Source organism: uncultured Bacteroides sp. (genome assembly GCF_910578895.1).
GTDB lineage: Bacteria > Bacteroidota > Bacteroidia > Bacteroidales > Bacteroidaceae > Bacteroides.
This window is the reverse complement of sequence record NZ_CAJTSC010000043.1, coordinates 1-13,655: the sequence shown is the minus strand read 5'-3', so window position 1 is coordinate 13,655 and position 13,655 is coordinate 1. Positions and strand designations below refer to the sequence as shown.

Annotated in this window: 13 protein-coding genes; 7 read left to right on the top strand and 6 right to left on the bottom strand. The window is 46.5% G+C overall.

The window, feature by feature from the left end:
* Positions 1-21: 21 nt before the first annotated feature.
* The 6 genes from atpE (at position 22) to QZ327_RS10825 (ending at position 6,469) form a co-directional block, all read left to right on the top strand.
* Positions 22-279: an ATP synthase F0 subunit C gene (atpE, locus tag QZ327_RS10850; RefSeq protein ID WP_294619217.1), complete on the top strand. Its 258-nt coding sequence runs from the start codon at positions 22-24 to the stop codon at positions 277-279.
* Positions 280-292: 13 nt separating this feature from the next.
* Entirely contained in the window at positions 293-793 is a 501-nt protein-coding gene (gene atpF, locus QZ327_RS10845; protein ID WP_294619199.1) for a F0F1 ATP synthase subunit B, read from the top strand.
* Between the two features lie 12 nt (positions 794-805).
* Positions 806-1,366, top strand: coding sequence for a F0F1 ATP synthase subunit delta (locus QZ327_RS10840; RefSeq protein ID WP_294619197.1), 561 nt, complete (start codon positions 806-808; stop codon positions 1,364-1,366).
* Between the two features lie 108 nt (positions 1,367-1,474).
* The gene (atpA, locus tag QZ327_RS10835) at positions 1,475-3,058 is read left to right on the top strand and encodes a F0F1 ATP synthase subunit alpha (RefSeq protein ID WP_294619215.1); all 1,584 of its coding nucleotides are present in this window, start codon (positions 1,475-1,477) and stop codon (positions 3,056-3,058) included.
* A gap of 58 nt (positions 3,059-3,116) precedes the next feature.
* Positions 3,117-4,001, top strand: coding sequence for a F0F1 ATP synthase subunit gamma (locus tag QZ327_RS10830; RefSeq protein ID WP_294619195.1), 885 nt, complete (start codon positions 3,117-3,119; stop codon positions 3,999-4,001).
* A gap of 266 nt (positions 4,002-4,267) precedes the next feature.
* Positions 4,268-6,469 carry an AAA family ATPase gene (locus QZ327_RS10825; RefSeq protein WP_294619193.1) on the top strand — a complete coding sequence of 734 codons (2,202 nt, stop codon included), beginning with the start codon at positions 4,268-4,270 and terminating at the stop codon, positions 6,467-6,469.
* Positions 6,470-6,482: 13 nt separating this feature from the next.
* Here the strand turns inward: QZ327_RS10825 and QZ327_RS10820 are convergent, their stop codons facing one another.
* Entirely contained in the window at positions 6,483-7,064 is a 582-nt protein-coding gene (locus QZ327_RS10820; RefSeq protein WP_294619191.1) for an occludin, read from the bottom strand.
* A gap of 361 nt (positions 7,065-7,425) precedes the next feature.
* Between QZ327_RS10820 and QZ327_RS10815 the strand changes: the two genes are divergently transcribed.
* Entirely contained in the window at positions 7,426-9,096 is a 1,671-nt protein-coding gene (locus tag QZ327_RS10815; RefSeq protein WP_294619189.1) for a formate--tetrahydrofolate ligase, read from the top strand.
* A gap of 101 nt (positions 9,097-9,197) precedes the next feature.
* Here the strand turns inward: QZ327_RS10815 and glyA are convergent, their stop codons facing one another.
* The 5 genes from glyA to pyrB all read right to left on the bottom strand — a co-directional run bounded on the left by glyA (position 9,198) and on the right by pyrB (position 13,425).
* Positions 9,198-10,478 (bottom strand): serine hydroxymethyltransferase, encoded by a 1,281-nt coding sequence (glyA, locus tag QZ327_RS10810; RefSeq protein ID WP_294619187.1) that lies wholly within the window; start codon positions 10,476-10,478, stop codon positions 9,198-9,200.
* 104 nt (positions 10,479-10,582) lie between these two features.
* Positions 10,583-11,362, bottom strand: a complete 780-nt coding sequence (locus QZ327_RS10805) for a porin family protein (protein ID WP_294619185.1) — start codon at positions 11,360-11,362, stop codon at positions 10,583-10,585.
* A gap of 37 nt (positions 11,363-11,399) precedes the next feature.
* Positions 11,400-11,966 carry a flavin reductase family protein gene (locus QZ327_RS10800; RefSeq protein ID WP_294619183.1) on the bottom strand — a complete coding sequence of 189 codons (567 nt, stop codon included), beginning with the start codon at positions 11,964-11,966 and terminating at the stop codon, positions 11,400-11,402.
* On the bottom strand, positions 11,966-12,427 hold the full coding sequence (pyrI, locus tag QZ327_RS10795) for an aspartate carbamoyltransferase regulatory subunit (RefSeq protein WP_294619181.1): 462 nt from the start codon (positions 12,425-12,427) through the stop codon (positions 11,966-11,968). The genes QZ327_RS10800 and pyrI overlap by 1 nt, the downstream gene beginning before the upstream one ends.
* 59 nt (positions 12,428-12,486) lie before the next feature.
* Complete coding sequence (gene pyrB / locus QZ327_RS10790) at positions 12,487-13,425, bottom strand: aspartate carbamoyltransferase (protein WP_294619180.1); 939 nt, start codon at positions 13,423-13,425, stop codon at positions 12,487-12,489.
* Between the last annotated feature and the right edge of the window lie 230 nt (positions 13,426-13,655).

The following is a 13,655-nucleotide window of genomic DNA, read 5'->3' as shown; positions in this document are numbered from 1 at the left end:
ACAATTTTAAATTTGAAAGTTATGTTACTATCTGTATTATTACAAGCTGCTGCGGCAGGTGTCGGAGTTAGTAAATTGGGTGCTGCCCTGGGGGCAGGTTTGGCTGTTATCGGTGCAGGTCTAGGTATTGGTAAAATCGGTGGTTCTGCCATGGAAGCCATTGCGCGTCAGCCGGAAGCATCGGGAGATATTCGTATGAACATGATTATTGCCGCTGCCCTTATTGAGGGTGTTGCTTTGTTGGCAGTTGTTGTGTGCCTGTTGGTATTTTTCTTATAAATAAAATAGAGTTATGTCGTTGTTATTACCTGATAGTGGCCTGCTGTTCTGGATGCTCCTTTCATTCGGTGTGGTTTTTGTGATACTTGCCAAGTACGGTTTTCCTGTCATTACCAAAATGGTGGAAGGTCGTAAGACCTACATAGACCAATCGCTGGAAGTGGCACGTCAGGCAAACGTCCAACTCTCCAAACTGAAAGAGGAGAGTGAAGCACTGATTGCTGCTGCAAACAAGGAGCAGGGACGCATCATGCGGGAAGCAATGCACGAGCGTGACAAGATAATTGTCGAGGCACGCAAACATGCGGAAGCCGTAGCCCGCAAGGAACTGGACGATGCGAAACAGCAGATTCAGCAAGAGAAAGAAGAGGCTATCCGTGATATCCGCCGTCAGGTTGCCGTGCTATCGGTAGATATTGCGGAAAAGATAATCCGTCGTAATCTGGACAAAGAGCAAGACCAGATGGAAATGATTGACCGTATGTTGGATGAAATGCTGACGGCAAATCGTTAATCTTTAGAAAAAATGGATATAGGAATTATTTCAATGCGATACGCAAAAGCTCTTATGGAGTATGCCAAAAGCACAGGTGCGGAAGACAGGTTATATACGGAAATGCGTACGTTGAGCCGGAGTTTCGAGAAACATCCCGATTTGCGTAAGGCATTGGAAAACCCGGTACTGTCTGCACGGGAGAAATTCTCGCTTATCTGTACCGCAGCTGTGGGCAATGCTTCTGCGGGACGTGAATTTACCCGTTTCATTATGTTGGTATTAAGGAACAGGCGTGAATTGTTTTTGCAATACATTTGTTTGAGCTATCTGGCATTGTACAGGAAGAATAAACACATCGGCATTGCGAAACTGACGACTGCCGTTCCCGTGAGCCATGAGATTTGGGAACGTATCCGGAACAGTGCTTCTCATTTGTTGCATGCCGAAATGGAGTTACGGACAGACGTTGATCCCTCTATTGAAGGCGGATTTATATTCGATGTCAATGATTTCCGTTTGGATGCCAGCGTGGCTACTCAGCTAAAGAGAGTGAAACAACAGTTCATTGACAAGAACAGAAGAATTGTATAACAGCGATTGGCGATTAATGTTTTGGGAATTAATGATTAGCCGTACATGGCAATTACCACTCATTGATTACCGGACATTAATCACCAATCATTAACCACTAAGAAAATGTTGTCTGAAAATATAAAAGTAAGCGAAGTTTCCGATATTCTGCGTAAACAGTTGGAGGGTATCGATACTCGTGTCCAATTGGATGAAATCGGTACGGTGTTGCAAGTCAGCGATGGCGTGGCACGTATCTACGGACTACACAATGCCGAAGCAAACGAACTGTTGGAGTTTGACAACGGTATCAAAGCCATCGTGATGAACCTTGAAGAGGATAACGTAGGGGCCGTATTATTGGGTCCTACAGATAAAGTCAAGGAAGGTTTCGTGGTAAAACGTACCAAACGTATTGCTTCCATTATGGTAGGCGAGGGTATGCTGGGACGTGTTATCGACCCGTTGGGCGCACCGTTGGACGGCAAAGGGTTGATAGGCGGTGAGCTATGCGAAATGCCGTTGGAGCGTAAAGCGCCGGGAGTTATTTTCCGCCAGCCGGTGAACCAACCGTTGCAGACCGGGTTGAAGGCTGTCGATGCCATGATTCCTATCGGTCGCGGACAACGCGAGTTGATTATCGGCGACCGCCAGACGGGTAAGACTGCGATTGCCATTGATACAATCATAAACCAGCGTGCCAACTACGAGGCAGGAGACCCCGTGTATTGTATCTATGTGGCTATCGGGCAGAAAGGTTCTACGGTGGCATCCATCGTAAATACATTGCGTGAATACGGTGCGATGGATTATACCATCGTTGTGGCGGCTACGGCGGGCGATCCGGCTGCGTTACAATATTATGCTCCGTTTGCCGGTGCTGCCATCGGCGAGTATTTCCGCGATACCGGACGCCATGCATTGGTTGTCTATGACGACTTGTCCAAGCAGGCGGTGGCATATCGTGAAGTTTCCCTAATCCTGCGCCGTCCATCGGGACGCGAGGCATATCCGGGCGATATTTTCTATCTTCATTCCCGTCTGTTGGAGCGTGCGGCAAAGATTATCAACCAGGAAGAGGTGGCGCGCGAGATGAACGACCTGCCCGAAAGCCTGGCAGGCAGAGTAAAAGGCGGTGGTTCGTTGACGGCACTTCCTATTATCGAAACGCAGGCAGGTGACGTGTCCGCCTATATTCCTACAAACGTAATCTCCATTACCGACGGACAAATATTCCTTGATACCAACCTCTTCAATCAAGGTAACCGTCCGGCTATCGATGTGGGTATCTCCGTGAGCCGTGTGGGTGGTAATGCCCAGATTAAGGCGATGAAAAAAGTGGCGGGTACGCTAAAGATAGACCAGGCACAGTATCGCGAACTGGAAGCGTTTACCAAGTTCAGCGGCGATATGGATCCTGTCACCGCACTGACTATCAACAAGGGGCAAAAGAATACCCGTTTGCTGGTGCAGCCCCAATATAGCCCGATGCCCGTAGAGAAGCAGATTGCCATTCTTTATTGCGGCACACACGGTTTGTTGAAAGATGTGCCTTTGGAAAAAGTGAATGAGTTTGAACGTAGTTTCCTCGAATTTCTTGAAAGAGATTATCAAATGGAAGTACTCGATGTCCTGAAGGCGGGTGTCATTGATGATAATGTCTGCAAGAGGATAGAAGAAACAGCGGCAAAGGCAGCCAAGCAATTTATGTAGATAGCGGTCGGGCATCGGTTGCCTGCCGCTAATCGCTAACCCTTAATCACTGTATAAAATGGCTTCACTGAAAGAGGTAAAAAATAGAATAAACTCCGTCAAGAGTACGCGCCAGATAACTTCGGCGATGAAGATGGTAGCATCCGCCAAACTGCATAAAGCGCAGGGGCGGATTGAGAACATGCTGCCCTATCAACGGAAGCTGAATGAGATTTTGACAAACTTTTTGGGTACGGATGTTACGATAGAGTCGCCCTATACCGTTGGACGCCCGGTAGGGCGAGTGGCGATTGTGGTATTCTCGTCCAACTCGTCTTTATGCGGCGCATTCAATGCCAACGTGGCGAAGATGTTGGAATCCATATCAGAAGAGTATAAACCGTTGGGCAAAGAGAACATTCTGATATATCCCGTAGGCAGAAAAATGGAGGAAGCTGCCAAGAAGTTAGGATTTGTGCCGCAGGGCAGTTATCAGGAGTTGGCGGAAAAACCTTCGTATATACAGGCATACGGGCTTGCCGAACATTTGATGAAAGGGTTTCTGGAAGGGCGGATTGACAAGGTGGAGCTGATTTACCATCATTTCAAATCTATAGGTTCGCAAATCCTGACAAGAGACCAATATCTACCCATCAACTTGGATAAAGTAGCTGAAGAGACAACCGAAAGCACCGGAAAGAGTGGTTTCAACAATGATTATGTCGTGGAACCTTCCGTGCCCCAATTGATAGCGGACCTTCTTCCTAAAGTGTTGAGCCAGAAAATCTATACGGTTCTGCTGGACTCAAATACTTCCGAGCATGCCGCCCGTATGCTTGCCATGCAGGCGGCTACGGACAATGCCAATGAATTGATTCAGGACCTGACGAAGCAGTATAACAAGAGTCGCCAGCAGGCAATTACAAACGAGTTGCTGGATATTATCGGCGGCAGCCTGAAATAGATGTCCGGGACGAGACAATCATTTAATATAAGGAGTTAGAGGAGTTAAAGAGAGTTAAAGGGGGGGTCAGCCGCCAAGTCGGCTTAGGCGTTAAAGCCGATACTTCTATAACAATATCATACACAAGAGTATCGGCTCTAACTTCTTTAACTTCTCTAACTCCTTTAACGACTCCTGACGAAGCAGTAATAAGAAAGCGTGTTGGAATGCTTTTTAAAATTTATTTGTACTATCTTTACGGCTTATAAAATAAACCGAAAAGAATAATGGAGCAGAACCCCGAATTGGCGCTTGCATGGCAGTTCATTGAGAGCACAGGTACTCATCTTTTTTTGACAGGGAAAGCCGGAACCGGTAAAACCACTTTCCTGCGTAAACTCAAGCAGGAAAGCCCTAAGCGTATGATTGTTATCGCACCTACCGGTATCGCGGCTATCAATGCCGGCGGTGTAACCATCCATTCATTCTTTCAAATCCCATTCGCCCCGTATGTGCCCGAGAGCTCGTTCAGTACGAATGGAAAAGCAACTTACCGCTTCCGTTTCGGTAAAGAAAAAATCAATATCATACGTAGCATGGACCTGCTGGTGATTGATGAAATCAGTATGGTACGTGCCGATTTACTGGATGCGGTAGATGAAATGCTCCGCCGTTACCGCGATCGTCACAAACCTTTCGGCGGTGTGCAGTTGTTGATGATTGGCGATTTACAGCAGTTGGCTCCTGTAGTGAAAGACGAAGAGTGGCAGATGCTGAAGAAATATTATGACACTCCTTATTTCTTTTCCAGTTGTGCGCTGAAACGGACGGAATATTGCACAATCGAACTTAAAACCGTATATCGGCAGAGTGACGGCACTTTTTTGAAGTTGCTGAACCGTATTCGCGAAAACCATTGCGACTCTCAAGTGCTGGAAGCGTTGAACCGCCGCTATTTGCCCGATTTCCAACCTCGGAAGGAAGAGGGTTACATCCGTTTGGTCACCCACAACTACCAGGCGCAACGCATCAACAATTACGAATTGGAGCAGCTTCCGGGGCGTTCATACGTTTTCCGCGCCACCATTGACGGAAAGTTTCCCGAATATTCATATCCCACGGATGAGTTTCTTGAACTGAAAAAAGGCGCCCAGGTGATGTTTGTAAAGAACGACTCGTCCGGAGAGCACCGTTATTACAACGGTATGATTGGTGAAGTCACTGCTGTTTCCACCAGTAGTATTGAAGTGCGTGCTAAAGATGGCGATGAGACTTTCTTGTTGCAAGAAGAGGAGTGGGCAAATGCGAAATACGTATTGGACGAACAGAGTAAGGAGATTGTAGAAGATATTGAGGGTGTTTTCCGGCAATTTCCCTTGAAGCTGGCTTGGGCGATTACTATCCACAAGAGCCAAGGGCTTACGTTTGAACGTGCCATTATCGATGCCAGCGCATCCTTTGCACATGGACAGACGTATGTGGCATTGAGCCGTTGCAAGACTTTGGAAGGTTTGGTGCTTAGTGCACCGCTTTCTGCAAAAGCCGTTATCAGCGACCAAGCAGTAGACAGTTTTACGGAAGAAGCCCGGCGGAACGAACCGGACGAACATCGCTTTCACTCACTGCAACGGACTTATTTCCACGAGTTGTTGGCGGGATTGTTCGACTTCCTGCCGTTGGAGCAGGCGTTGCAACGTTATGTACGATTGATTGACGAGCATCTTTATAAACTATATCCCAAGCAGTTGGCTGCATACAAAGAAGAAACGGAGCGTTTTCACGAAAAGGTAACGAAAGTGGCACTGAAGTTCGGTGTGCAATACAACCGTCTGATTGGTGCTGCCCGAAACTATGCCACGGACAATACATTGCAGGAACGGATTGTCGCAGGAGCCAATTACTTTAAGAAAGAGATGGAACCGCTGTATTCCGCATTGATAGGAGAACGCATCCTTGCCACAGATAACAAGGAGTTGAAGAAACAACTGAATACTGCCAAAGATGAATTGGATGCTCTTTTCTTTTTGAAAGACGACCTGTTGACGTATGTGGCGGAACATGGATTCCGTACTGCCGAATACTTAAAACAGAAAGCAATACTGTCTATAGGCGAACCTGCCGGTAAAGACAGTCTGAAGCGGAAAGGAGTGTCCGCCCAAGCGGAGAGGAGTGCACAACGCCGGAACAGGAAAGAACCGGTGGAAGCTGTCGTTCAGGTTCCTTCGGATGTATTGCATCCTATACTTTACAACCGGTTGGTGACATGGAGAAATTCGGAAGCATCCCGGTTGGGACTGCCTGTCTATACGGTTATTCAGCAAAAAGCTATTTTAGGCATCAGTAATCTGCTTCCTGCCGATAAAGCCATGCTGAATCGCATCCCATATTTTGGAAAGAAAGGGGTAGAGAAATATGGAGACGTTATCTTGGAAATGGTACGCGCGTACTGCAAGGAAAAGGGGCTGGCAATACCGGAACTCATATTTTAATCCGTTGTTGCTGTCAGAATGGTGTCCGGTTGCCTTGCTGCACTTCGATGCGTATGCCGAACGAGCCGTTGGAAGACTTCATTTCGAACGCTCCTTTAAAGTTGTTCTTCTCCCAAAGCAACGCCGAACGGTTGGGGACTTTCCAACCATCTTTGTCATACTCGCCGTATGTATTGATGCGCATTCCGTTTTTCAGTTTGAAACTGCCCATTTGCAGGTTTTCCGGTGATGACCAGAAACCTGTCAGTCCGAACGGATTCATGCTGTAAACGGTGGAATTGGTAAGTGAGAACACATTCGACAACCCTTGCGAATAGATGGCATCCGGGTTCAGACGGAATATCCGGCTGTAGTCTTTGCTCGCATCCGGTATTTCCAACGTAAACCGGGGCAGACGGGGAACTTCCGTTCTCATCAGGCTCATATCCAAAAGAAAGCCGTTATAATTCTTCGTTTCGGGTAGGAATGCTCCTTCGGGCGGCGTACCGTCGGGCAGGGCATGGGAACGTATGCTGTCACCCTTCGCTTCACTTTGGGCTTGCAGTGAAACAACACTTGCCAGTAGGGCGATGATAAAAAAACAAATTCGTTTCATAATCGGGCTCGGTTACTATTTTCTTCTCAGACAAAGATAATTCTTTCCGGTAATTTTAGCCAACTTCTTTATATTATTTCTTATTCTTTATACATGGCTTTTGTATTTAGGGGAGTTAGAGGAGTTATCCTTCCGTATCGCTTCGTTAGTTAAAGGAGTTAGAACCGATACTCTTGTGTATGATATTGTTACAAAAGTATCGGCTTTAACCCTAAGCCGACTTGGCTGCTGATAACTCCTCTAAATGAAAAAGCCGGATATGGTATTACTAAATTCCTTTTATATACCTGCATTTTTCCTTCTTTTTTGTATTTTTGCAACATTCAAAAAACAAAGTTGTTATTTAAAGAAAAGACCCTGTATGAAATCAGATATTGAAATAGCACGCAGCATAGAGCTGAAGAAGATAAAGCAGGTTGCCGAAAGTGTGGGTATCCCTCGTGAAGAAGTAGAGAACTACGGACGTTATATCGCCAAGATTCCCGAACAACTGATTGATGAAGAGAAGGTAAAACAGAGTAACCTGATTTTGGTGACTGCCATTACGGCAACGAAGGCGGGTATCGGTAAAACGACCGTCTCTATCGGTTTGGCATTAGGACTCAACAAGATTGGAAAGAAAGCCATCGTGGCATTGCGTGAACCCTCACTCGGACCGTGTTTCGGCATGAAAGGCGGAGCGGCAGGCGGCGGCTATGCGCAGGTGCTTCCGATGGAGAAAATAAATTTACATTTTACAGGAGATTTCCACGCCATCACTTCTGCCCATAATATGATTTCGGCTTTGTTGGACAATTATATCTACCAGCATCAGGCAGACGGATTCGGGCTGAAAGAAATTATATGGCGGCGTGTACTTGATGTGAACGACCGCTCCTTGCGCAGTATCGTTACCGGTCTCGGACCGCGTACCAACGGAGTTACGATGGAGTCCGGCTTCGATATTACGCCTGCGTCGGAGATTATGGCGATTTTGTGCCTGTCAAAAGATACGGATGACCTTCGTCGACGCATCGAAAACATCATACTTGGTTTTGATTTTGAAGGCAAACCGTTTACTGTAAAAGATTTAGGTGTAGCAGGTGCCATCACTGTATTACTGAAAGATGCCATTCATCCTAACTTGGTGCAAACCACCGAAGGGACGGCTGCTTTTGTTCATGGAGGACCGTTCGCAAACATCGCGCATGGTTGCAACTCAATCTTGGCTACCAAAATGGCAATGACTTTCGGCGATTATGTAGTGACTGAAGCCGGTTTCGGTGCGGACTTGGGAGCGGAGAAGTTCTATAACATCAAGTGCCGCAAAAGTGGTCTGCAACCCAAACTGACAATCATCGTTGCCACTGCTCAGGGATTGAAAATGCACGGTGGTGTCAGCCTTGACCGCATCAAGGAACCTAATATGGAAGGTTTGAAAGCCGGTTTCGGAAATATTGACAAACATATCCGCAACCTGCGCTATTTCGGACAGACCGTTGTAGTAGCTTTCAACCGTTTTGCCAGCGACACGGACGAAGAAGTGGAAGCCATCCGACGTCATTGTGAGGAAGATTTGAAGGTGGGATTTGCCATTAACAATGCCTTTGCCGAGGGTGGGGAAGGTGCCGTTGATTTGGCGAATTTGGTAGTGGATACTATTGAAAAGAAACCTTCTGCTCCATTGCAATATACTTATGAGGAAAATGATACCGTGCAACAGAAGATAGAGAAAGTGGCATGCCGTCTTTACGGAGCAAGCGTGGTGACCTACAGTAGTGCTTCGCGCAAGATGATGAAACTTATCGAAGAGATGGGAATCTCCCACTATCCGGTTTGCATTGCCAAGACGCAATACTCTTTCTCCGCCGACCCTAAAATATACGGTGCGGTCAATAACTTCGAGTTCCACATCAAAGATATCGTTATCAATAACGGTGCGGAAATGCTCGTTGCCATTGCCGGTGAGATACTCCGTATGCCGGGCTTGCCCAAAGTGCCTCAGGCGGAACATATCGATATTGTGGACGGTAATATCGAGGGGCTTTCCTAAATTGAAAAGCCGTGTAAAAACTGAAAATTAAAAAAGATAGGCTGCGCAATGTTCGTTTGAACTACGCAGCCTATCTTTTTATTCAATATTTAATTCTCAATTCAATAAGCAAACAGCGGATATTCCTTCATCTTGGCATTCACGCGTGCACGTACTTCTACGATAACCTGTTCGTTATCTACATTGGAGAGAACGGTTTCAATCATTTCGGCAATTTCCAGCATCAGGTCTTCTTTTGCGCCACGGGTAGTGATGGCGGGAGTACCCAAACGGATACCGGAAGTCTGGAAAGCGGAACGGCTATCGAACGGAACCATGTTCTTGTTTACGGTGATGTCGGCAGATACCAGCGCCTTCTCAGCCACCTTACCTGTCAAATCGGGATATTTGCTGCGAAGGTCTACCAGCATGGAGTGGTTGTCCGTACCGCCGGAAACGATAGTGAATCCACGGTCTATCAATGCTTGTGCCAGCGTTGCGGCATTTTTCTTGACCTGCTTGGCATATTCCTTCCATTCCGGTTGCAGGATTTCGCCGAAAGCAACGGCTTTCGCTGCAATGACATGCTCCAACGGACCGCCTTGAACACCGGGGAATACGGCAGAGTCGAGCAATTGGGACATCATTTTGATTTCGCCCTTCGGAGTTGTCTTACCCCAAGGATTGGGGAAGTCCTTGCCCATCATAATAACACCACCACGAGGGCCACGCAACGTTTTATGAGTGGTAGAGGTTACGATGTGAGCGTATTTCACGGGATTATCCAGTTCGCCGGCAGCAATCAGTCCGGCAGGGTGCGCCATGTCAATCATCAGGATAGCGCCTACCTTGTCGGCAATTTCGCGCATGCGCTTGTAGTCCCATTCGCGTGAGTATGCGGAACCGCCGCCGATAATCATTTTCGGTTTCTCGCGTAGTGCCACTTCTTCCATCTGGTCGTAGTCCACACGTCCGGTTTCCTTATTGAGGTTGTATTCGCACGGAGTGTAAATAATACCGGAAGTATTCACCAATGAGCCGTGAGAGAGGTGACCGCCGTGTGCCAGGTTCAAACCCATGAATTTGTCGCCCGGGTTCAATACTGCAAGGAACACGGCAGCATTTGCCTGTGCGCCCGAGTGCGGCTGCACGTTTGCCCATTCTGCACCGAAAATTTGCTTCAGACGGTCAATGGCAATCTGTTCGCTTTGATCCACCACTTCGCAACCGCCATAGTAACGTTTGCCGGGATACCCCTCGGCATACTTGTTGGTGAGACAGGAACCCATTGCCTGCATAACTTGGTCGCTTACGAAGTTCTCTGATGCAATCAGTTCAATACCTTTGAGCTGACGTTGATGTTCTTTTTCAATGATGTCGAAAATTAAATCGTCTCTTTTCATTCTTGCTTATTAGATAAGTTTGATAATTCTATGATTTTCTTATTAAGCGCACAAATTTAAAGGAAATAAATGAATAAACTGTAAGAAAAGTGAGAAATTTCCTATCAAAAGAACACCCCAAGCGAAAAGCTGAGTACATTTTCCCGCCGATGGAAACGTATTTGATTGGCAAGGGTAGCTTCCTCACCGGTGTTTTCATTGTAAATCGGTCTGTAACTGATGCGTTTGGAGATATTGTGCAGTCCGATGTCGTACCGGAAGTCGAAAAATACACGGGAAATTGTTACGGCAACACCGGCTGTAAAACTGATGTTCAGCGGGTAGAGCTCTTCTTCGATATCCCGCTGATCGAAATTCTCGAAAGTGACCTTACTATGCTTGTCCCATATATAACGTATTTTCGGACCGCCGAATATGGCAAGGCTATAAGGTCCCTCCTTGATGATATTGTAACCGTAGATAACAGGCAACTCAAAACTATGGATAGATGAGGTGATGGAAGCCATTTCGGGCATACTGTTTCCGGATATGTTTTCCGGTAACGGTTTTTCAAAAGCGATGTTGCAGCGGTTTATGGTGTAAGACAATTCCGGTTGCAGGAAGTGGCATTTAAAGTTTATCCGCGTAAAGAACGAACCGAAATAACCTATCTTGTAGTTGTTTTGCACCTCGTTGATGATGGTGCCGTTGAGCACCAAGTCCGAGACGAGGAAAAGTGAGGAGGTAAATCCGCCTTTAATACCGAAATTCATCCGGCGGTCATGACGATGGGTACGTTGAGGGCGTTCCGGTTCTTTCGTTCCGGGCACAACCGGCAATTGCCCCCACAAGGTTGTGGAGAAAGCCAGCCAGCAAAACCCAAAAAGCAACCATCGTCTTCCCATTATCATTCATTTAAATTTCTGTTTACCTCTTCGTCAACTATTTCTTTTTCTCCACCGACCATCCGAATTTTCCGATTTTCTCTCCCAATTCGTAATAACCGCCATGCACATAAGCAAGCAGGTTGGACTCTGCCAATTCCAGTTTTCCGGTCTCCGGATTCAGGTGGGATGTATCGGCACGCACATTCACCACATCGGCTATGAACATGTCGTGCGAGCCGAGGGCGACAATCTCTTTCACCCGGCACTCGATACATAGAGGAGACTCTTCGATAAGCGGCGCGTTGACAACAGTGCTTTTACCGGGTGTCAGTTTCATCTCCTCGAATTTGTTGTAGTTCTTGCCTGAACGTACACCACACCAGTCGGTGGCGCGTGCCATATCCTTCGTGGTCAGGTTGATGACAAACTCCATGTTGCGCTTGATAATGTCGTAAGAGTGGCGTTCCGGACGTACGGAAATATAGCACATGGGCGGATTTGTACAGATGGTTCCCGTCCATGCGATGGTCAGTATGTTGTATTCTTCCGGGGTACTTCCGCAACTCACCAATACGGCGGGGAGCGGATAAATCATAGTTCCCGGTTTCCAATCCTCTTTCATCAGATTATCTCTATATTTTCTCTTGTCTGTTCTTTCTCGCAATAGTGGCATTTGATTACGCAATTGTCCTTGTCCACTACGTGAAACAGGGTGGGCATCGGCTCATTGTTGGTGATGCACTTAAGGTTGGCGCATTTCACGATGCCGTGCAGTTCGTCGGGCAGGTTCACTTCTCGTTTTTCCACCACTTCGTAACCGCGGATGATGTTTAGCTTGATGTTGGGGGCTACTACCGCGATACGGTTTATTTCTTCATCGCAGAAGAACTTGTCGGCTATCTTGATGATACCTTTTGTTCCTAACTTCTTGCTTTTGAGGTTAAATCCGATTGTGATGTTGTTGTTCATTTGTTTCAATCCGAGCAATGACACCACTGTAAACAGTTTTTCGGATGGTATATGATCAATGACAGTACCGTTCTCTAAGGCGGCTACCTGTAATTCTTGCTTTTTCTCAGTCATGTTTTGAGTATGAAGTTAAACGTTATGAATCATGAAATAATGAGTTGTAATTCATTATTTTATTTTCCGTCTTTTCTCACATCATCCAGCGTGATGCCGAGCACATCGCAAAGAATGGCTTCGCGGGCATAGAGACCGTTTTGCGCCTGCTGGAAGTAATAAGCTTTCGGATTGTCGTCTACATCAAGGGCTATCTCGTTGACGCGGGGTAACGGATGCAGGATACGCAGGTTGGGACGGGTATGTTCCAACATCTTATTACGCAGGATGTAGATGTTCTTTACACGTTCGTATTCCATGAGGTCAGTGAAGCGTTCGCGTTGCACACGAGTCATATAGAGGATGTCCGCGTCGGCTATTATCTCTTCCGTGAAATCGGTGTGTTCCACGTACTTGATACCGTGCTCGCGGCAATACAGTTTGTACTCTTCCGGCATTTTCAACTCTTCGGGAGCAATGAAATGGAATGTGGGATTGAAATGGCGCATTGCCATCAACAGGGAGTGCACGGTGCGGCCGTATTTCAAATCACCTACAAGATATATGTTCAGATTTTCCAACGTACCTTGCGTCTTGTAAATAGAGTAGAGGTCAAGCATCGTTTGCGAAGGATGCTGGTTGGCTCCGTCTCCGGCATTGACAATGGGCACGGTGGTTACTTCGCTGGCATAGCGTGCGGCTCCTTCCAGATAGTGGCGCATCACGATGATGTCGGCGTAATTACTTACCATTTTGATGGTGTCTTTTAGTGTCTCGCCTTTAGACGAGCTGGTGGCTTTGGGGTCGCTGAAACCGATGACGCGTGCACCGAGACGGTTGGCAGCAGTTTCAAAACTTAAGCGGGTGCGGGTAGACGGCTCGAAAAATAGGGTGGCGACGACTTTTCCATCAAGCAGATGTCTGTTAGGCTTTGCTTCGAATTCTTTCGCCATCTCGAGCATGTAGAGTATTTTTTCTTTGCTGTGTTCGGCGATAGTGACTAAACTTCTGTTTTCCATATCGTTGATATTCTTTTTACTTTTCGAGAGTGTAAAAGTACGAAAAAGATATGGCGCACGAAAATGTGAGGGGACTTTTTTCCGATAAAAATTCCAGTTATTCATAGGCATGTATATTAATATAACTCTTTAAGCGGACTACAGATAAATATTTGTATCATATTAACCTAAAAATTTTGAATTGATATATCTAAGTTCTTATTGATATTTATTTGATGATAGAAATTTTA